This is a genomic window from Pseudohaliea sp., assembly GCF_054552115.1.
In genome coordinates, this window is the sequence record NZ_JBTOLW010000006.1 from 126411 (window position 1) to 144888 (window position 18478).

At 68.3% G+C, this 18478-nt stretch carries 19 protein-coding genes and 1 tRNA gene; 2 read left to right on the forward strand and 18 right to left on the reverse strand.

Features of this window, described 5'->3' with window-relative positions:
• Window positions 1-40 precede the first annotated feature (40 nt).
• The 14 genes from ACX93N_RS05110 to ACX93N_RS05175 form a co-directional block, all read right to left on the reverse strand.
• Complete coding sequence (locus ACX93N_RS05110; RefSeq protein WP_459427318.1) at window positions 41-2035, reverse strand: sodium-translocating pyrophosphatase; 1995 nt, start codon at window positions 2033-2035, stop codon at window positions 41-43.
• Window positions 2032-2193 carry a hypothetical protein gene (locus ACX93N_RS05115; RefSeq protein ID WP_459427319.1) on the reverse strand — a complete coding sequence of 54 codons (162 nt, stop codon included), beginning with the start codon at window positions 2191-2193 and terminating at the stop codon, window positions 2032-2034. The genes ACX93N_RS05110 and ACX93N_RS05115 overlap by 4 nt, the downstream gene beginning before the upstream one ends.
• An 89-nt stretch (window positions 2194-2282) precedes the next feature.
• Window positions 2283-2792, reverse strand: a complete 510-nt coding sequence (locus ACX93N_RS05120) for an HD-GYP domain-containing protein (protein WP_459427320.1) — start codon at window positions 2790-2792, stop codon at window positions 2283-2285.
• An 81-nt stretch (window positions 2793-2873) separates the two neighbouring features.
• Entirely contained in the window at window positions 2874-3008 is a 135-nt protein-coding gene (locus ACX93N_RS05125) for a hypothetical protein (RefSeq protein WP_459427321.1), read from the reverse strand.
• 523 nt (window positions 3009-3531) lie between these two features.
• Window positions 3532-5775 (reverse strand): catalase/peroxidase HPI, encoded by a 2244-nt coding sequence (gene katG / locus ACX93N_RS05130; RefSeq protein ID WP_459427322.1) that lies wholly within the window; start codon window positions 5773-5775, stop codon window positions 3532-3534.
• Between the two features lie 232 nt (window positions 5776-6007).
• Window positions 6008-6844, reverse strand: a complete 837-nt coding sequence (locus ACX93N_RS05135; RefSeq protein ID WP_459427323.1) for a hypothetical protein — start codon at window positions 6842-6844, stop codon at window positions 6008-6010.
• Window positions 6845-6919: 75 nt separating this feature from the next.
• The gene (locus tag ACX93N_RS05140) at window positions 6920-7657 is read right to left on the reverse strand and encodes a sterol desaturase family protein (RefSeq protein WP_459427324.1); all 738 of its coding nucleotides are present in this window, start codon (window positions 7655-7657) and stop codon (window positions 6920-6922) included.
• 19 nt (window positions 7658-7676) lie between these two features.
• Window positions 7677-8663, reverse strand: a complete 987-nt coding sequence (locus ACX93N_RS05145; RefSeq protein ID WP_459427325.1) for a hypothetical protein — start codon at window positions 8661-8663, stop codon at window positions 7677-7679.
• 50 nt (window positions 8664-8713) lie between these two features.
• Window positions 8714-9343: a 2OG-Fe(II) oxygenase gene (locus ACX93N_RS05150; protein WP_459427326.1), complete on the reverse strand. Its 630-nt coding sequence runs from the start codon at window positions 9341-9343 to the stop codon at window positions 8714-8716.
• Window positions 9344-9375: 32 nt separating this feature from the next.
• On the reverse strand, window positions 9376-10305 hold the full coding sequence (locus ACX93N_RS05155) for a hypothetical protein (protein ID WP_459427327.1): 930 nt from the start codon (window positions 10303-10305) through the stop codon (window positions 9376-9378).
• 193 nt (window positions 10306-10498) lie between these two features.
• Window positions 10499-11014 carry a response regulator transcription factor gene (locus ACX93N_RS05160; protein ID WP_459427328.1) on the reverse strand — a complete coding sequence of 172 codons (516 nt, stop codon included), beginning with the start codon at window positions 11012-11014 and terminating at the stop codon, window positions 10499-10501.
• A 234-nt stretch (window positions 11015-11248) separates the two neighbouring features.
• Entirely contained in the window at window positions 11249-12805 is a 1557-nt protein-coding gene (locus tag ACX93N_RS05165; protein WP_459427329.1) for a BCCT family transporter, read from the reverse strand.
• 10 nt (window positions 12806-12815) lie between these two features.
• Window positions 12816-14261 (reverse strand): amidohydrolase, encoded by a 1446-nt coding sequence (locus ACX93N_RS05170; protein WP_459427330.1) that lies wholly within the window; start codon window positions 14259-14261, stop codon window positions 12816-12818.
• A 71-nt stretch (window positions 14262-14332) separates the two neighbouring features.
• Window positions 14333-14797, reverse strand: a complete 465-nt coding sequence (locus ACX93N_RS05175; RefSeq protein ID WP_459427331.1) for a Rid family hydrolase — start codon at window positions 14795-14797, stop codon at window positions 14333-14335.
• Window positions 14798-14971: 174 nt separating this feature from the next.
• On the opposite strand from ACX93N_RS05175, the gene ACX93N_RS05180 reads away from it, so the two are divergent.
• The gene (locus ACX93N_RS05180) at window positions 14972-15958 is read left to right on the forward strand and encodes a DnaJ C-terminal domain-containing protein (protein WP_459427332.1); all 987 of its coding nucleotides are present in this window, start codon (window positions 14972-14974) and stop codon (window positions 15956-15958) included.
• The gene (locus tag ACX93N_RS05185) at window positions 15955-16269 is read left to right on the forward strand and encodes a chaperone modulator CbpM (protein WP_459427333.1); all 315 of its coding nucleotides are present in this window, start codon (window positions 15955-15957) and stop codon (window positions 16267-16269) included. Before ACX93N_RS05180 ends, ACX93N_RS05185 begins: the two co-directional genes overlap by 4 nt.
• Before the next feature lie 62 nt (window positions 16270-16331).
• Here the strand turns inward: ACX93N_RS05185 and ACX93N_RS05190 are convergent, their stop codons facing one another.
• The 4 genes from ACX93N_RS05190 to ACX93N_RS05205 all read right to left on the reverse strand — a co-directional run bounded on the left by ACX93N_RS05190 (window position 16332) and on the right by ACX93N_RS05205 (window position 18282).
• Window positions 16332-17159 carry a CmcJ/NvfI family oxidoreductase gene (locus ACX93N_RS05190; RefSeq protein WP_459427334.1) on the reverse strand — a complete coding sequence of 276 codons (828 nt, stop codon included), beginning with the start codon at window positions 17157-17159 and terminating at the stop codon, window positions 16332-16334.
• Window positions 17160-17198: 39 nt separating this feature from the next.
• On the reverse strand, window positions 17199-17804 hold the full coding sequence (locus tag ACX93N_RS05195) for an HAD family hydrolase (RefSeq protein ID WP_459427335.1): 606 nt from the start codon (window positions 17802-17804) through the stop codon (window positions 17199-17201).
• 13 nt (window positions 17805-17817) lie between these two features.
• Complete coding sequence (locus tag ACX93N_RS05200) at window positions 17818-18084, reverse strand: DksA/TraR family C4-type zinc finger protein (RefSeq protein WP_459427336.1); 267 nt, start codon at window positions 18082-18084, stop codon at window positions 17818-17820.
• 121 nt (window positions 18085-18205) lie between these two features.
• Window positions 18206-18282: transfer RNA gene (locus tag ACX93N_RS05205), tRNA-Ile, on the reverse strand.
• Window positions 18283-18478 lie beyond the last annotated feature (196 nt).

The following is an 18478-nucleotide window of genomic DNA, read 5'->3' on the forward strand; positions in this document are numbered from 1 at the left end:
TGTTGCGCAGCGCGCTGAGCCTGCGGCGCGGTGAAGGCCGCTAGAGCAGCGGCGCGATCACCAGGCTGACGATGGCCATGACGTTGATGAGGATGTTCATGGAGGGGCCGGACGTGTCCTTGAAGGGGTCGCCGACCGTATCGCCGACCACCGCTGCCGAGTGCGTGTCCGAGCCCTTGCCACCGTGATGCCCTTTCTCGATGTATTTCTTGGCGTTGTCCCAGGCGCCGCCGGCGTTGGCCATCATCAGCGCGAGGAGCACGCAGCCGAGGAGGGCGCCGCCGAGCATGCCGCCGAGGGACTGGGCGCCGAGGCCGAAGCCGACGATCACCGGGGCGGCGACGGCAATGGCGCCGGGCAGGATCATGCGGCGCAGGGCGGCGGTAGTGGCGATGTCGACGCAGCGTGCCGTGTCCGGCTCCGCGTTGCCCTCGAGAAGCCCCGGGATCTCGTGAAACTGCCGACGGATCTCCTTGATCATATCGAAGGCCGCATCGCCCACGGCGGTCATGGTGATGGAGGCGATGAGGAAGGGAATGGTGCCGCCGATGAACATACCTACCAGGACCTTCGGGTTGGACAGCTCGAGGGCGAAACCCGGGTGCTTGACGGTCACCGTCTCCACGAAGGCCGCGATGATGGCCATGGCGGCGAGCGCCGCTGCGCCGATGGCAAAGCCCTTGCCGATGGCCGCGGTGGTATTGCCCACCTCGTCGAGGCCGTCGGTGATCTTGCGGGTCTCCGGACCCATGCCCGCCATCTCGGCGATGCCGCCGGCGTTGTCGGCCACCGGGCCGTAGGCGTCGATGGCCATGGTGATACCCACGGTAGCCAGCATGCCGACGGCCGAGATGCCGACGCCGTACAGCCCCGACAGCTCCGTCGATACGAAAATGATACCGGCCAGGAAGAGGATCGGCAGCACCACCGACTGCATGCCGACGGCGAGGCCGGTGATCATGACCGTCGCCGGGCCCGTGCCACCGGACTCGGCGATCTTCCGGATGGGGCCGCCGCCCGTGTAGTACTCGGTGATCAGGCCGATGAACACGCCGCCGACGGCGCCGGCGACCACCGACCACCAGAGGTTGCTTTCAAGGCCCATGGCTGCGACCAGGAACCAGGCCGCGCCGGCAAACAGCACCGGTGCGAGGATCGTTCCCGTGCGCAGCGCCGCCTCGGGCGCTGCGCTGGCCCGCGCGCGGATCACCGCGATGCCCGCGAAGGACGCGAGGAGGCCGATGCTGGCCAGCGCCAGGGGCAGGAACATGAGCGCGGCCTGGGTGTCGGCGTCCACCGCCATGGTGGAGGCGATGGCGATACAGGCGATCATGGAGCCGCAATAGGATTCGAAGATGTCCGAGCCCATGCCCGCGATGTCACCGACGTTGTCGCCGACGTTGTCGGCGATGACGCCCGGGTTGCGTGGGTCGTCCTCGGGAATGCCTGCCTCGACCTTGCCGACGAGGTCCGCGCCCACGTCGGCGCTCTTGGTGTAGATGCCGCCGCCGACCCGGGAGAACAGCGCGACTACCGAGGCGCCCATGCCGAAGCCGTGGATGGCGTGGGCCGTGTGCGGGTCACCGCCGAAGTAGTAATAGAGGCTGCCCAGGCCGATGAGGCCCAGGGAGGCGACGCAGAGCCCCATGATGGAGCCACCGTAAAAGGCGATGGACAGCGCGGAGCCCTGGCCGTGGTTCTGCGCGGCGACCGCCGTTCGCACATTGGCCTTGGTGGCGGCCCACATGCCGAGGAAGCCGGCGGTCGCGGAGGACAGCGCGCCGACGACGAAGGCGATGGCCGTGTTCACGGAGAGTGGCGATGCGAGAAGGGCGACCAGCAGCGCGGCACCGAAGAGCGCGAGCAGCTGGTATTCCCGCCGCATGAACACCATGGCGCCGAGATGGATCTGGTCGCCGATGTGCTTGACGATGCCGTCGCCGTGGTTGTGGCGCAGCAGCAGGTGGTAGATGAAGAAAGCGACCACGAGGCCGCCGATCCCGAGGAGAGGCGGGTAGCTAAAGAACTCGCTCATGCAGGGTCCCCCTTGCGGTTGGCGTGCTTCTGCTTATTCTTTGCGCAACGATAGCACCCCTGCGCGGAGACGGGGAAGCGGCGCGCGGCCATCCAGAACAGGACCAGGATGGTGCAGGCGACGAGTGCTGCAGCGGGGGCGAGGATCGAGGTGCTCATGGGTGCTGTCCTGTGGGGGCTGTCCGTGGAGTCCAGGGACCGGACCGGCCGTCGACAACGGCATGCCACAGAGACGGGGCAACGGGCTTTTACATTGCACGGGTCGCCGGCAGCCCGTCGAGCAGCGCGGCCTCGTCGACGGCGTCCACCTGTGCAGGGTCCATCCAGGCCTCGGCATAGCGGTAATGCAGGCCGCGCTCGATAAACAGGCGGAACAGGTCCGCGTCGATGTGCCGGTCCAGGACCATGAAACGCATGATGCGCAGGGATTCCGACAGGGTCTTGCCTTTCTTGTAGGGGCGGTCCGGCGCGGTGAGGGCCTCCAGGATATCGGCGATGGCCATGATCCGCGCCGCCGTGCTCAGCTTCTCCCCGGGCAGGCTGCGCGGGTAGCCGGTGCCGTCGAGCTTCTCGTGATGGCCGCCGGTGATCTCCGGCACGCGGGCGAGTTCTTCCGGCCAGGGCAGGGTTTCCAGCATCTCGATGGTGGAGGAGATATGCTCGTTGATGCGGTAGCGGTCTTCTGCCGTCAGCGTCCCGCGCCGGATGGAGAGGTTGTACAGCTCGCCCAGGTCCTGCTCCAGCGGCGGCGGCTTCATGGTGAAGCCGAAGCCGGCGAAGCGCGAGCCGGCATCCTCGCGCGGTGTGCGGTGCTCCGGCCGGTCCGCCAGGAGGGGCTCTCACTGCGGGGTCTCGCTCGGGAAATCGGCGAGGCGCAGGGCCTCCATCGGCGACAGGCCCAGGCGGTCGTCCAGCGTGCGCAGCCAGCTGCGGCCGGCGATACGGTGCAGGCGCTCGATGGCCTCGTCGCTCATGGTCTCCCCGCCCACGTTGCACTCGGCGACGAAGGCGAAATCCTCCCGGAGCTGGCGCTGCTTCGCTTCCAGCTCCGTGCGCAGTGCCGCTTCCGCGCCCGGGTCCTCGCCCCGGGCGTGAGATCAGCCGCGTCGAAAACAGGACGACGGGCAGCACGATCGCGCCGACAACCGTAGCGCCGGAGCTGCCGAGGGTGAGGCTGATACCGCGCTGCCGGACCAGGCTCAGCAGGTAGGGGTTGGTCTTGCGAAGCTCGCCGGGGCGGGCGTCGAAGTGGTAGTTGATGGCGGTGACTGCCCCGGCGACCAGGAGCACGGTGCCGAGGACGAGCAGTGCGAGAAGAGTTCCGATACGGGGGCGGAAGCGGCGCTCGGCGGTCTCGGGCATGGGGCGTTTCAGCTACCGGTTGACGGCCAGCTCTCACTATAGCCCCTGCGACGATCCCGCGGGCAAGAAAAAACCCGGCAGCTCGCGCTGCCGGGTTTGTCGAAGGGCTGCGGGGCCGGGGCCCCGAGCGGCGGCTCAGGCCTCGTCGAGGTCGAAGCGGTCGGCCCGCATGACCTTGACCCAGGCGTCCACGAAGTCCTGCACGAACTTCTCGTCGCCATCGGCCTGGGCGTAGACCTCGGCGATCGCACGCAGCTCGGCATTGGAGCCGAAGATGAGATCGACCGGCGTGGCGGTCCACTTGAGCTCGCCGCTGGCGCGGTCGTAGCCCTCGTAGATGCCTTCCATGTCGTCCGACTTCTCCCACTTCGTCTCCATGCTGAGCAGGTTGACGAAGAAGTCGTTGCTCAGGGCGCCGGGGCGATCCGTGAAGATGCCGTGCTCGACATCGCCGCTGTTCGCGCCGAGGGCGCGCATGCCGCCGACGAGGACGGTCATCTCGGGGACGCGCAGGCCCAGGAGGTCGGCGCGCTCCACCATCATCTCGGCGGGCGAGAGATGGTTGCCTTCGGCATAGTAGTTGCGGAACGCATCGGCATGGGGCTCGAGCGGCTCGAAAGACTCGACGTCCGTCATCTCGGCGGTCGCATCCACGCGGCCGGGAACGAACGGCACCTCGATGTCGTAGCCGGCTTCGCTGGCCGCTCGCTCGATGGCCGCCGCGCCGCCGAGGACGATCAGGTCAGCCATGGACACCTTCTTGCTCTTGAACAGGCCGCTGTTGAAGTCCTCCTGGATTTCCTCCAGCGCCGACAGCACCTTCGCCAGTTCCTCCGGGTTGTTCACCGGCCAGTCCTTCTGCGGGGCCAGGCGGACCCGGGCACCGTTCGCACCACCGCGCATGTCGGTGTTGCGGTAGCTGGCCGCCGAGGCCCAGGCCGCGCGCACGAGCTCGGCGTTGCTGAGATCGGTCTCGAGGATCGCTTCCTTGAGCTCCGCGACGTCACCGTCGTCGATCATCTTGTAGTCCGCCTCGGGGAGCGGGTCCTGCCAGATGAGATCGGCATCGGGCACTTCGGAGCCGACGTAGCGGGCCTTCGGACCCATGTCGCGGTGCGTCAGCTTGAACCACGCCTTGGCGAAGGCGAGCTCGAACGCTTCCGGGTTGTCCAGGAAGCGCTTGGAGATCTCGCGGTAGACCGGGTCTTCCTTCAGCGACAGGTCGGTCGTGAGCATGATCGGCGTGGACTTGTCGGCACCCTCGGCGACCGGGGCGACCGTGTCCTTGGTGGCATCGTTCTTGGCGATCCACTGGACGGCGCCCCCGGGGCTTTCGACCTTCTCGTAGTCGTAGGCGAACAGGTTCTGCAGGTAGAGCATGGTCCACTGCGTCGGCGCCGCCGTCCAGGCGCCCTCGAGGCCGCTGGTGATGGTGTCTTCGGCGTTGCCTTTGCCGCAGCTGTTCTTCCAGCCGAGGCCCTGCTGCTCGACCGGCGCGGCGGCCGGATCGGGGCCGAGGCACTCGGACGCCTTGCCGGCGCCGTGGACCTTGCCGAAGGTGTGACCACCGGCGATCAGGGCGACGGTCTCCTCGTCGTTCATGGCCATGCGGCCGAAGCTCTGGCGGATCTGCTTGGCGGCCGCTACCGGGTCGGCGTTGCCGCCGGGGCCTTCGGGGTTCACGTAGATGAGGCCCATGACCGTGGCGCCGAGGCCGGGCTGCAGGTTCATGGCTTCGTCGTGGCGCTCGCTGGCGAGCAGTTCTTCTTCCGGCCCCCAGTAGACGAGGTCCGGCTCCCAGTCGTCTTCACGGCCGCCGGCGAAACCGAAGGTCTTGAAGCCCATGTCTTCCATGGCCACGGTGCCGGCGAGGACCAGCAGGTCCGCCCAGGACACGTTGCGGCCGTACTTCTGCTTCACCGGCCAGAGCAGGCGGCGGGCCTTGTCGAGGTTGGCGTTGTCGGGCCAGCTGGCAAGCGGCTCGAAGCGCTGCTGGCCACCGCCGGCACCGCCGCGGCCATCGGCCGTGCGGTAGGTGCCCGCAGCGTGCCAGGACATGCGGACGAAGAACGGGCCGTAGTGGCCCCAGTCGGCCGGCCACCAGTCCCGGGAATCGGTCATGACCTCCTTCAGGTCGGCCTTCAACTGGTCGAAGTCCACCTCGGCGAAAGCCTCGGCGTAGTCGAAGTCGTCACCGTAGGGGTTGGACTCGATCGCGTGGTCACGGAGCGGCTGCAGGTCGAGCTGGTCGGGCCACCAGAAGCTGTTCGGCTTCGGCTTTCCGGCCATCATGCCGGCTTCGGTGTTGTGCATGTCTGCCCCTGCGGATGCGGACATGAGGGCCGCGAGGATCGCGGCGGGCAGGGTCTTCTTTACCATGGATGTTGCCTCCTGGTTTATCAGGTCTTGCGTTTTTGACGTTCAAGAGATAAGCAAGCACTTACTCGCCATCCCTTTCCCGTAACCCGGCCCGGCCGCGCTCCAGTGTTGCCCGGCGGCGGGGCCGACTTCACGCTGGCCACGAGATGAATTAAGGGTAGGTCGATCATAAACCGGTTTTCCATCGGTTTTTTTCGATGATGGTGAGCAGGAATTCCGATCAAGCCCCCGCTCACCGTGGGGACTCTGGCCGCGGGAGGGCGCGCCGGCCCAGTGAGAGCAGGGCGTAGAGGAACAGCAGCGGCAGCAGCACGGTCTTCAGGAGCAGCGCCGCGAGCAGCGTGATGAGGTTGGCCGCAAAGGCATCCACCCGCTCGCCGAGCGCGGTGAGCTGGGATCGCAACTCGCTCACCCCCCGGAGGCGCTCGCCGAGGCCGCTGGCCTCCCCGGCCGGCTCCGCGTCGAGGGAGACACCGGCGCGGCGGCCGACCTGCTCGAGCTCGCCGCGGAAATCCTGCATCTGCGTGTGCCGGGCCCGCTCTTCGCCGGCGAAAAAAAGCTGGTCCGTCCAGCCCGCAGCGAGCGTTGCCAGCACGAGGGCGAGCCTGGCTGCCGCGAGTACCGTGAAAGTGAGGAGCAGGCCCCGGCGCAGCGCCGCCGGGCCGCCCGTGCAGGCGGCTGCTGCGGCGATGCCGGTGACTGTTAGCAGCGCGTTGAACAGCCGGTCCGTGACCAGGGTGAAAAGTACCTTCTGCAGCGCGAGGGAGCCCAGGGCCAGCATCATCATGGCGGAAAAGCGTTCGACCAGGTCATTCACCGGGTCGAGGAACTCACCGATGGTGAAGGACAGCAGCGGCACGCTCAACTCCGTGCCCTGCAGCACCGAGACGAGCCCGTTGATGGCCCGGGCAGTCGCGTAGATGGCGCCGGCGCCGAGGAGGGCGGCATCGAGGTAGGCGTCCGCGGGGCGGTCGAGCACACCGGACCAGGCCAGGGCGAGGACGACCACAACGGCCGCCGTCACCGGGAGGGCGCGGTAAGCGGGACGCGGCTCGGGCGTGGCAGTCATGGGCGGCGGGGCGGTCCTCGCGGGCGTGGAGCCGGGCCCCGAGTATGACCTCTCACCGCGTCAGAGGCACGCGCCTCAGTGCTGTCGTATTACCGGCTCGGCCGTGCCGCCCTGTCCCCGGCGCTCCGGCCGGCGGTCGTAGCTGCCGAAGACGACATCCCACAGGGGCGAGCTCAGCCCGTAGTGGCTGGTCGCGCAGCGGTAGTGGTGCGCCTTGTGGAAGCGCCGCAGGAACCGCCCGGTCGCCGAGCGCGGCCGGCCGTGGTGCGTGTAGTAGTGCACCCAGTCGTAGCAGAGATAGCCGAAGAACGTGCCCGCCAGCAGCGGTGGCCAGTGCCCCGGGAAAAGGAGGGCCACCAGGGCGGCCAGCGCGGAGGCGATGGGCACCGCGAGGACCGGTGGTGCGACCAGGCGACGGGGATCTTCGGGGAACTCGTGGTGATAGCCGTGCAGGCCGAACTGGATCGCCCGCAGCGTCCTGCTGCGGGCAGGTGGCAGGTGGAACAGCCAGCGGTGCAGCCAGTACTCGGCAAAGGTCCAGCCGAGCATGCCGGCCAGGAACAGTCCCGCGACGGCAGCCGCCGTGCGCGCCTCCACCACCAGCGCGCGGTGCAGGCAGAAGGCCACCAGCGGCAGGGCCCACAGCCCCGGAAGGGTCCAGTGCGCGCTGGTCAGCCAGCGCTCCAGGAATCCGTTCTCCAGCACCCGGATGCCGTTCCTCCGCGCGAGGTTCGCCGGCGCCGGCCGGTCCGCGATGCCCTGCCAGCTGGCCAGGGCCTCGTCATAGGCTGCCGTGGTGCGGAACAGGCCCATGCCACCGGGTACCGGGGCGTCAGGCCGCGGCCGGCAGCGCGGCGATCACCTGCTCGAGCGTCGGTGCCTTGCGCAGCACCAGCGGCGCATCCTTGCGCACGTGGTTCGCGTCCATTTCCCGACGGATCATGGCCTCGGTCACGGTGCCTTCTTCCACGCATTCGCGCAGCAGGGCAAAGAACAGGTCCTCCTGGTTCTTGTCCGGATGCGCGCGGTAGTGGCCGAGAAACGCATAGTCGCCGAAGAGCTTGCGCCGCAGGTACATGAGCCAGCCCAGGGGCGGGAACGCGTCGAACTTGTCGGCGGGCACGAAGTCGATGGGCAGGCCCGCCTTCCAGGGCTGGGTCCAGCGCCGGGTGGTGTGCAGCAAGCGCGTTTCGCGGTTGAGCACGTCGAGGTCATTCCAGCTGTTCTCGAGGAGGCCGATGGTGGCCCGGTCCTCGTACATGAGCGTGATCCACTGCTTGTAGTCGCGCTCACCGGTGAACAGCTCGCCGAACTGCTCCTCGGCACGCCAGTGGGCCAGCTTCGCGCAGTCCAGCAGCATCACGCTGGAGGCCAGCGGGCCGTTGATGTCCGGGTTCTTCTTGTTGCGCGGCCGGCAGAGGATGGCCTTGCCGCCCATGTCCCGCGAGAGCAGGTCCCAGACATCGCCCACGGCGAACACGTCCGGGTCGATGACGACCGCGCGGCCCCGGTAGCCCATGAGCTCGGGCGGCATGAAGCGCAGCGGCGTGAAGGACTGCAGGTCATTCATGCGCCACTTGCGCCACACGCCGTTGCGCAGGAAGGGCTGGCCTTCCCGGGCGCGCAGGAAGGGGTGGTCCCGGGTCTCGATGAAGCGTACATCGAACTTGTCATTGTGCTGTGAGAAATAGCGCAGGGACCTGGCGCCCACGTGCGCGCCGAGGATCTGCTTGTGGTTCACGTGGATGAAGACGCAGGGCTTCGGGTCAGCCTGTGCTGCCGGGGCGCCGTTCGCAGCTGTCGTGGCACTTTCTGTCATGGCACTTTCTGTCATGGTTGGGGCTCCGTCTTTTGTCTGCGCGCGGCGGCTCAGTGGCCGATGCCGAGGACGCGCTTGCCGAAATGAGTGCCGAAGCGGTTCACCTTCTGGCTGAGCTGGGCGAGCCTGCTCGAGGACAGGAAGTTGTACTGCAGCATGCGCCGCTCACCGACGAAGGGCCTGTGGCCGTGCCAGGAGTGATCCGTGCGGCGGAAGGCGAGCAGCTGGCCGCCGAGGGGCTTCACCTCGGCCGTGTAGTCCTCGAGGTCGTGCTCCGAACGCAGCATGCGCAGGCGCCCGCCCTCGTGCTCCCAGCTGTCGTTGAAGTAGACCAGCACCGTGATCACCTTGCTCCAGTGATCGGTGTGGATGTTGCCGTCGCTCTGCTCACAGTACTTGCGCACTGTGATCGTGGTGGGGCAATGGGTCAGGTCGACGCCGAATTTGTCGCCCAGGGCCCTGCGGAAGGCATCGGTCTGCAGCTCGCCGAGGAAGGTCGAGAACTGTGTGCCGTAGTGCAGGTCCGCGAGGTCGTGGTTGGTGGCGGTGTCGATGGCCGGATAGTCCGCGTTCACCCGCGCCAGGGCGTCCGGCGGCAGGAAATCCGGCACCACGATGTAATCGAAAGGATCCGTTTGCAGGTCGCAGGCCTCGAGGGTCGAGAGGTCGATCAGGCTCATGGGTAGTCCTTTTTCGGCGTCGGTGGATGCGCTCAGGCGGCCTGCTGGCGCACCAGGTCCAGCGCATCGTGGCGTACGTGGTTGTGGGCCATCTCGTGGCGAACGTCCTGCTCGCTGATGATGCCGGTGTCCAGGCACTCGCTGACGAGGCGGAAGAAGAACGCTTCCTGGGCCGGGTCCGGGTGGCGCTTGTAGGTGCCGGCAAAGGCATAGTCGCCGAACATTGCCCGGCGCGCCCGGCGCAGCCAGTGCTTGGGCGGGAACAGGCGGAACTTGTCCGCCGGGCGGAAGTCGATGGGCAGGCCCGTTTTCCAGGGCTGGTGCCGGCGCTTGGTGGTGTGCATGAGCTTCGTGCGCGGCGTCAGCCGGTCGAAGTCGTTCCACTCGTCCTCGAAGAGGCCGATCCGGCTGCGGTCTTCGAGCTTCAGGCTGATCCAGTCCATGTAGTCGCGCTCGAAGGTGAACATCTCGTTGAATTGCTCCTCCACCCGCCAGTGCGTGAGCCGGGCGCAATCCAGCAGCATGACGCTGGAGGCCAGTGCGCCGGCTTTGCCCTTGTTGCCGGATTTCGGCCGGCAGAGGAGGGCCATGCCCTGCATGTCGCGGGAAAGCAGTTCCCAGACATCGCCGACGGCGAACACGTCCGGGTCGATCACCACCGCGCGCCCCTGGTAGCGCATGAGCTCGGGCGGCATGAAGCGCAGCGGCGTGAAGGACTGCAGGTCGTTGTTCAGCCAGGGGCGCTTGTCGCCGTGGCGCAGGTAAAGCTCGCCTTCCTTGGCATGCAGGAAGGGCTGATTGCGCACCTCGATGAACTCGACGTCGAATTTGTCGGCGTGGGCGGAATGCTTCTCGAGCGAGTATTTGCCGACGATGGCGCCCAGGATCTGCTTGTGATTGACGTGGATATAGACCTTGGGCTTAGGCGCCGCCGGCTGCGCCGTACTGTGTTCGCTGCTCATGGTGGCCTCTGCTGCGGTTGATGCGCGGTACGCCGGGGGCGTCCACGCTGGCTGCGGCCACCCTAGCGGCGGAGCGGGCAAGCGACATCGGCCGATTGACCGAGGGTGGGGTGGTATTTTTCCCGGCCCGTGGCCGGGAACTTTCCCGATGGGTGAGGCGCGTTCAGGGCCGCTCAGGGCAGCTCAGGGCAGCTCAGGAGAGATAGCCCAGTTGGTAGCCGCGGGCGACCACGGCGGCCTGGGTGCTGGCTCCCAGCTTGAGGCGCAGCTTTTCCACGTGGGTGCGCACCGTGGAGGTGCTGAGGCCCAGCAGCCTGGCGGCGCTGCCGGTCGTTTCGCCGGCGGCGAGGAGTTCGAGCACAGAGAGTTCCCGCTCCGTGATCGACTGCCAGGCCGCCGGTTGAGCGTTGCCGCCGGGTGTCAGCGAACAGATCACGTTATCGCCGACCGGCAGGCACGAGAGCAGGTGCTGCTGACCGTCCCGGCGCACGCTGGCTGCGGCCGGGCTGTCCAGTCCTTCATCGAGAAGCTGCGCGGCGCAACCGGGGTGGCACGGTCGTTCACCCAGGGCACCGAGGCCGTCCATGACCTCGCAGCAGCGTTGCCCCGTGCAGTCGCCGAGCAGCTGCCGGCTCGCGCGGTTCTGCCGCTCGACAGTGCCGTCGCGAGTCACTATCGTGATGGCGGTTCGCGGTGTCGTCGTTGCCATGGGTGAAGGGCCGGTCAGCATGTCAGAACACGCCTATTGTGCCGCCCGCTGCCTGGCGGGGGCTTGATGCAGATCACCGCCGGAGCGGCTTGCCAACCTTGTGCCGGGGCTTGAGAAACCGTGATGCGCTGGCTCGTCGCCGCAGCGTTCGCCCTCGGGCTGTGGCTGCTCGTGGGCCTGCTCGTGTTTGCCTACGCCGAGTGGCTGGCGCCGCAGCTGTGAGCCGCGGGCGCGTCAGCGCACCGGGCTGCGCGCCAGGGTGATGCGCACCGCGTCCCAGAGGGAGGGCAGGAGCACCAGTGACACGGGCACCGCCGTGACCACGATGAAGCTCTGCAGCTTGCCGATGCCGCCGGCGCCGAGAGAGACGAGCACGAGCGCCATGGCGCCCATGGCGCCGCCCCAGAAGACCCGCATCGCCGTCGAGGGCCGGTCGCTGCGCGACAGGGACACGGAAAGGCTGTAGGTCATGGAGTCACCGGTGGTGGCGACGAAGATCGTCGTCAGCAGCAGGAACAGCAGCGAGACGACGAAGCCCAGGGGCATGGCCTGGGTGACCGCCAGTAGCGCGGCCGGCAGGTTGAGGCCGGCCATGGGCCCCGAGATCACGCCCGGGTCTGCCAGCTCCAGGCCCAGGCCGGCGCCGCCGAGGATGGTGAACCAGCCCATGGTGATGAGCGGCGCGGTGACGGAAAGCATGATGACGATGGCACGGATCGAGCGGCCGCGGCTCACCCGGGCGATGAAGATCGCCATGAGCGGGCCGTAGCCAATGAACCAGCCCCAGAAGAACACGGTCCACCAGCCCAGCCAGCCGGCGGGGCCGAAGACCCCGGCGTCGCCCCGGTACAGGGCGAGCTCGAAGAAGTTGGCGAGGTGCGTGCCGAGCCCGGAGAAGAAGCTCGCAAAGATGAAGCGGGAGGGCCCCGCGGCGAGGATGAACACCAGCAGGAGCCCGCCCAGCACCATGTTCACCCGGCTCAGGAACTGGATGCCGCGGCCGATGCCGCTGACGGCGGAAACCAGGTAGACGACCATCAGCACGCCGATGACCGCCGCCTGGGTCAGGAAACGGTCGGGGATGCCGAACAGCGCCTCGAGGCCGTAGCTCACCTGCAGCCCGAGAAAACCGATGGGACCGACGGTGCCCGCGACTACCGCGATGATGCAGACGGCATCGGCGAGGTCGCCGATCGGCCCGTCGATGGCGTGCCGGCCGAAGACGGGATACAGCAGGGTCCTCGGTGCCAGCGGCAGTCCCTCGTCGTAGTGGTAGTGCATGAGCATCACCGCGGTCAGGCTGCCCAGGATCGCCCAGGCGAGGAAGCCCCAGTGCAGGAAGGACTGCGCCAGCGCATAGGGCACGGCCTGCCGGGTCGTGGCCTCCACGCCCGGGAACGCCGGGGGCACATCGACGAAGTGCGCGAGGGGCTCGCCGGCTGCCCAGAATACACCGCCGCCGGCCAGCAGCGTACACATGATCATCGAGCCCCACTGGAAGAGGCTGAACTCCGGCTTCTCGCGATCGCCGAGCACGGTACGCCCCCCCGGGAGCAGGGCAATGAGCAGGCCCACGAAAAAGGTCGCGAGCAGCAGGAACTGCCAGTAGAGGCCGAAGAAGCGCGCCGACCAGGCGAAGCTGGCATCCACCAGCCGGTTCAGCGTTTCCGCGCTGACGATGGCGAGGCCGCAGAACGCGGTGATGAAGCCCGCCGTCAGCGCAAACAGGGGCCAGTTGACGGCAGCGCTGGCCGCGCCGCCGCGCTGGCTTTCTTCCCCGGCATCATCCACGGGGCACCGCTCACTGCTCGAAATCGAGCGGTGGCGGTCCCGGCGGGACGATGCCCTCGTAGACGTAGTCGCCCTTGCGTTCGCGGAACTCGGCCTTGATGGCTTCGACCAGGTCCGGGTTCTCGTAGAGGTCGACCATGGTCATGGCCAGGGCCTTCGAGGCGTAGACGAGGCCCTTGTGGCCGATGGACATGCCGCCGGAGGCAACCACGGCCCAGGAATGCCAGGGCACGTCCTTGCCCGCGATCGGCGCGGACAGGCTGATGGTCGGCACGTTGTAGCTGACATCGCCCACGTCGGTGGAGCCGCCGTCCGGATTCTCGGCGGTTTCACGCAGCGGGCGCACCTCGGCATCCATGCCGACGGTGGGCTTGCCGGTGGCGGCCTGGATTTCCCTGGCGAAGGCTTCTTCCTCCTCCGTATAGGCGATGCCGCCCAGGGCCTCGAGGTTGGCCTGCAGGGCCGCGCCGCCGGTGCGGTTGGGCAGGATCTCATGCACCCCGGAGATCAGCGTGACCTGGTAATCGACATTCGCCATGATGGCCGCGCCCTCGGCCATCGCCTGAACCCGCTTGTAGACCGGGTCCATCCCGGCGCGGTCGCGGTCGCGCACCCGTACCCAGAGCTTGGCGTAGTCGGGCACCACGTTGACCACCTTGCCCGCGTCCATGATGTGGTAGTGGATGCGCACCGTGGGCTTGACGTGTTCCCGGTAGTAGTTGATGCCCGTGGTATACAGTTCCAGCGCATCGCCGGCGGAGCGGCCGTTCCACGGGTCTGCCGCGGCGTGGGCGGCCTGCCCGTCGAACTCGACGAGGAAGTCGACCAGCGCCTGGCTGCTCTGCACCGAGGCCTCGATCTCGTCGCCCGGGTGCCAGTCCATCATCACGTCGACGCCCTCGAAGGCGCCGTCGCGGATCATCCACAGCTTGCCGAAGAATTTTTCCTCGGCCGGCGTGCCGTAGTAGCGGATCGTGCCCTTGAGCTCGCCGCTTTCGATCAGCTCCTTGATGGCAATCGCCGCACCGAGCGAGGCGGCACCGAACACGTTGTGGCCACAGCCGTGGCCGGGCGCGCCTTCTTCCAGCGGGCTGCGCTCCGGCACGGCGGCCTGGGACAGCCCGGGCAGCGCGTCGAACTCGCCCATGATGCCGATGACCGGCTTGCCGCTGCCGTACTCGGCGACAAAGGCGGTGGGAATGCCGCCGGTGCCGCGGGTCACGGCGAAGCCGTGGGCCTCGGCGTGGCGCACGAGGGCGTCTGCCGACTGCGATTCGCGGAAGGCGATCTCGGCATAGCCCCAGATCTCGTCGCTGAGGTTCGCCAGGGCCTCGGCCTGGGCGTCCACGGAGGCGATGACCTCGGCCTTGAGCGGGTCGTCGACGGCAGCGTCGGCGCTGGCGAGGGGGCCGAGGATGCAGGCCGTCAATACGGCCAGGAGGCGGAGGATAGGCATGGGCAGGTCCTTGTTCGGTGGGCGATGCGCTGCCCCGGCCGCAGCGGGGCGCGGTTTGGGTGATGCGGTGCCTACGCCGCGTCGTCGTCCGGCGCGGCGGCGAGGCACTCGATCTCGGTGCGGGCACCGAGGGCGATACCGCCCGCGGTGCCCAGGGCGCTGCGCGCCGGCTTCCTGTCGAAGAACTTCACGTACTCCGCATTCATGGCGGCCCACTCCTCGATATCGGCCAGGAACACGGTGCACTTGATGACGTCGTTCATGGTGGCGCCGGCGCGGGTGAGCGTGGCCTGGATGTTTTCCATGGTCTGCCGCGTCTCGGGGCCGATGCCGCCCTCGACCAGCTTGCCGGTCGCCGGGTCTACCCCGAGCTGGCCGCTCAGGAAAATGAAGCCGCCGTAGATCACGGCCTCGGAAAAGGGCAGTTCACCCATGGTGCCGGGCGGTGCCAGGTGCACGGGAGGTTCGGCGTGGCCGCTCGTGCCGACCAGCGCTGCCGCGCCGAGGATCACAGCGCTTGCGATAAGCTGACGCATGATGGTCTCCTAGCTTATGTTGGATGGCCTGGGACGTCCCCGGCGGCGCACGCAGCCAGAGCCCGAGGGCACAGGGTAGGTCGGCACGGCGACGAAGTCACGCGCCAGGGTGCCCGCCCGGCGCCGGGCTTGCGCTGGCCGGCCAGAGTTTCCGGCCGGGCCCGATCAACCACAATGAAGGTCGACGGCGACGCAGAGCGTCGCGCGAAAGCAGCGAGGGCCACGGCCGCAGTGGAGTTCAAGGATTATTACGGGATTCTCGGTGTCGCCGAGGATGCGGAAACGGCGGACATCAAGGCCGCCTACCGCAAGCTCGCGCGGAAGTACCACCCGGATCTCAACCCGGATGCCGAGGCGGAAGCCCGTTTCAAGGAGGTCGCGGAAGCCTGGGAGGTGCTCAAGGACAAGGAGCGCCGCGCCGAGTACGATGAACTGCGTCGCTACGGCGGCCGGCGGCCCGAGGACTTCGAGCCGCCGCCGGGCTGGCAGTCCACGGCGGGCAGCAGGCACCGGCAATTCAGCGGCGACTTCTCCGAGTTCTTCAACAGCATCTTCGGTGGCGCCGCTGAACGCCCGGGGGGCTTCGGCTTCCGCGGGCAGGACATCGAGATCGAGCTGCCCGTGTTCCTGGAGGAGACGGTCACCGAGACCAGCAAACCCGTGAGCTATGAGCTGCCGGTCGTCGAGCAGGGGCGGGTCCGGCAGAGCCGGAAGTCCCTTAAGGTGAAGATTCCCGCCGGCGTGGTCGATGGCCAGCGCATCCGGGTGCGGGGCCAGGGCATGCCCGGCGAGGGCGGCGCAGCGGCCGGCGATCTCTACCTGCACATTCGCCTGGTGCCGCACCCCGTGTTCGACGTGGAGGGCCACAATCTCCTGTTGACCGTGCCCCTTGCGCCCTGGGAGGCGGCGCTGGGCGCCAGGGTGCTGGTGCCGACGCTCGACGGGCGGATCAATCTCACCATCAGGCCCGGCAGCCAGGCGGGGCAGAAGCTTCGCATCCGCGGCAAGGGGCTGGTGGGGCCGGCGGGGCGGGGTGACCTGTATGCGGTGCTCAAGGTCGTCATGCCCGCCGAGAGCAGTCCCGAAGCCGACCGGCTCTGGGGGGAACTCGCGGAGAAGGCGGCCTTCGACCCCCGGGCCGGCTGGGGGGAGGCATCATGAGCGATCAACTGCTGCGCGTGACAGTGCAGGAACTGTGTGACCGGCAGGGCGTCGCCCGGTCCCTCGTTGTCGAGCTCGTGGAGCACGAGATCGCCCGTCCCCTGGCCGGCGAAACGCCCGAGGAGTGGGTCTTCGACGCCGCTGCGGCCTCCTGGGTGAACTGCGCCCTGCGCCTTCGCCGGGACCTCGAGCTCGACTGGGTCGCGGTGGCCATGCTCGTCGACCTGCTGCGGGAGCGCGAGCGGCTCACCCGGGAAAACACGCAGCTGCGCCAGCGGCTGGCGCGCTTTGTCGAGCCCGGCGACGGCTGAACGGCAGGTGTGCCGCACCGGCGCTGCGTGACCTGGTCGCGGTCCCCCCTTCGGGGGCTCTGTCAGAAAAACACCAGGCAGCGTGACTCCAGGCTCTCTCGTGCCGGGACATCGTCCGGAGCGCCGGGGTCCGTGAAGGAGGAGTGGGGCGTGAAGCGTGTGCGCCCGTCCTCGGCGGAGTCGTAGGTCTTGAAAAGCAGCACCTCGCCGGGCGTCATCCGCGGGTAGTAGTACCAGCGCTGCGCGGGGTTGTAGAGGGCGACCTGCAGCTCGCCGATACGCTCCTCGGCCCGGCGCTCCATGGCGACGAGGTCGCCATCGGCGATGCTGGTGGCATCGCACAGGACCAGCGGCTGGTCGTAGACCGGGCCGTTGATCGGGCGCCAGGCGTTGATGATCGCGAAGCGCCGCCGCCGGAGCGCGTCGGCCTCCTCCGGGGCGTCGGCGAAGAAGTCGGCCAGCCGCCTTGGGCCGGACGCGGCGGTGTAATCGTTGTGGACGATGTTCGCCGGCTCGCGGATGCCGCGCTCGCGCTGGGTCTCGATGGAGGCGCTGCGGCGGGTATCGTCGAAGACCTCGACCCGCCGGGCGCCGGTGAGCGTCCTGATGAGGTCGGCCAGCTCGCCATGATAGGTGCTGCACAGCGCCTTGTCGTCGTAGAAATCCTCGACCGCGCTGGGCTGCTCGACGAGCACGAAGCCTTCACGGTCGAGGCCGGGTGCCGGCAGGGCCTGCCGCGCATCGTGAACCTCGACCCGCTGCGTGCGGAAGTTGCCCTGGTGTTCCGTCTGGTCGCCGCCGCCTTTCGACGGGACGTAGACCAGGGGCTGTGACAGGTCGGCCAGGAACTTGAGTTCCGCGGGGGTTGTCCTGTCGCTGGCTTCAGGCAAGGTTGCCTCCCGGTTCCCCGTGTATTGCTGTCGCAGCGGTCATGGTGCCGGGGTCATGGCCCAGGCCACAAGGTGCCGGAAGTCGGTCAGCAGGTGGCTGCGCGCGGCGTCAGCCGGTGCCGCCCCGCGGGCCGGCGCATAGAGCACCGGCACCATGCCCGCACGCTCGGCGGCCTCGATATCGAAATGGAAATCCCCGACGTAGGCGCAATGCCCCGGCTCCAGCGCCCAGGCGGCGGCGAGGGCGAGCAGGGCCTCCGGGTCCGGCTTGGGCGCCGCGTCCTCGCGGGCCTTGAGGGGAATCGCCGGCATGCCCAGGCGCTCCATGGTCAGGCGGGCGGCCTGGCGGCTGTTGCGGGTGACGATGGCGGTGCGCAGCCCAGCCTCGTGCAGCGTGTGCAGGGCGGCCTCGGCACCGGGCATCCAGGTCGCCGCCGCCGCACCCGCCATCTCGTGCCGGTGGACGACCGCCATCGCGGCGCGCCTTGCCCTGTCCGTCGGCAGTCCTTCAATGTGCTCCAGCAGGCCAACATCCGCCGGCGCCTGCAACTCCCTCCGCATGGCGGCGAAGTCCAGCCGCGAATCGACCAGCGTCCCGTCCAGGTCGAAGATGAGGGCGCGCGGGCCGGGTGCAGTAAAAGCCATGGCAGGGCCGCCGCTAGCGCAGCTGGCTGTCCTTGCTGCCGCGGCGGTTGTAGCCGGCGTTCGCCCGCTGCTCGCTGTCCGCGCGCTCCTGGCAGGCAACACACAGGCGCACACCGGGCACGGCCTCGCGCCGCGCCGCGGGGATCGTCGCGCCGCAGTCGTCACACTCGCGCGCGCTCTCGCCGCGCGGCAGGCGGCTGCGCGCGCGCTTGATCTCGTCGCTCACGCTGGCGTCGATCTGTTCCTGGACCGCGCCGTCCTTTGCGAAACCGCCGGCCATGGGGGCCTCCCTCTGCTGATCATCTCAGCTTAGGGGGTTCGGCGGCGCCGTGCCACAGGGGATGCGGTGACACCAAGGGTACAGTGTTTCCTAAGCTGCCTGGAAAGGACCCTCAGGGAGATGGTGGGCCCAGCAGGGCTCGAACCTGCGACCAATCGATTATGAGTCGACTGCTCTAACCAACTGAGCTATGGGCCCGCACGGGCGCCGAGTATAGGCCATGGCGCCGCCCGGTCACAGCGCGGCGTGGCTCAGTGTTAGCCCAAAGCAGTAATGTCCCCTCTGCCCAATTTTAAAATGTCCCCTTTTTGGTTTTTGGAGGGGCATGGTGACGGAGCGCATTACCATGAGCAGGCGGGAGGTGGATCGGCTGGGTGTGATTCAGGCTGTAGCA

Coding starts and splice junctions, on each gene's coding strand:
- ACX93N_RS05110 (WP_459427318.1), bottom strand. CDS start 2,035: ATGAGCGAGTTCTTTAGCTACCCGCCTCTCCTCGGGATCGGCGGCCTC.
- ACX93N_RS05115 (WP_459427319.1), bottom strand. CDS start 2,193: ATGAGCACCTCGATCCTCGCCCCCGCTGCAGCACTCGTCGCCTGCACC.
- ACX93N_RS05120 (WP_459427320.1), bottom strand. CDS start 2,792: ATGAAGCCGCCGCCGCTGGAGCAGGACCTGGGCGAGCTGTACAACCTC.
- ACX93N_RS05125 (WP_459427321.1), bottom strand. CDS start 3,008: ATGAGCGACGAGGCCATCGAGCGCCTGCACCGTATCGCCGGCCGCAGC.
- katG (WP_459427322.1), bottom strand. CDS start 5,775: ATGGTAAAGAAGACCCTGCCCGCCGCGATCCTCGCGGCCCTCATGTCC.
- ACX93N_RS05135 (WP_459427323.1), bottom strand. CDS start 6,844: ATGACTGCCACGCCCGAGCCGCGTCCCGCTTACCGCGCCCTCCCGGTG.
- ACX93N_RS05140 (WP_459427324.1), bottom strand. CDS start 7,657: ATGGGCCTGTTCCGCACCACGGCAGCCTATGACGAGGCCCTGGCCAGC.
- ACX93N_RS05145 (WP_459427325.1), bottom strand. CDS start 8,663: ATGACAGAAAGTGCCACGACAGCTGCGAACGGCGCCCCGGCAGCACAG.
- ACX93N_RS05150 (WP_459427326.1), bottom strand. CDS start 9,343: ATGAGCCTGATCGACCTCTCGACCCTCGAGGCCTGCGACCTGCAAACG.
- ACX93N_RS05155 (WP_459427327.1), bottom strand. CDS start 10,305: ATGAGCAGCGAACACAGTACGGCGCAGCCGGCGGCGCCTAAGCCCAAG.
- ACX93N_RS05160 (WP_459427328.1), bottom strand. CDS start 11,014: ATGGCAACGACGACACCGCGAACCGCCATCACGATAGTGACTCGCGAC.
- ACX93N_RS05170 (WP_459427330.1), bottom strand. CDS start 14,261: ATGCCTATCCTCCGCCTCCTGGCCGTATTGACGGCCTGCATCCTCGGC.
- ACX93N_RS05175 (WP_459427331.1), bottom strand. CDS start 14,797: ATGCGTCAGCTTATCGCAAGCGCTGTGATCCTCGGCGCGGCAGCGCTG.
- ACX93N_RS05180 (WP_459427332.1), top strand. CDS start 14,972: ATGAAGGTCGACGGCGACGCAGAGCGTCGCGCGAAAGCAGCGAGGGCC.
- ACX93N_RS05185 (WP_459427333.1), top strand. CDS start 15,955: ATGAGCGATCAACTGCTGCGCGTGACAGTGCAGGAACTGTGTGACCGG.
- ACX93N_RS05195 (WP_459427335.1), bottom strand. CDS start 17,804: ATGGCTTTTACTGCACCCGGCCCGCGCGCCCTCATCTTCGACCTGGAC.
- ACX93N_RS05200 (WP_459427336.1), bottom strand. CDS start 18,084: ATGGCCGGCGGTTTCGCAAAGGACGGCGCGGTCCAGGAACAGATCGAC.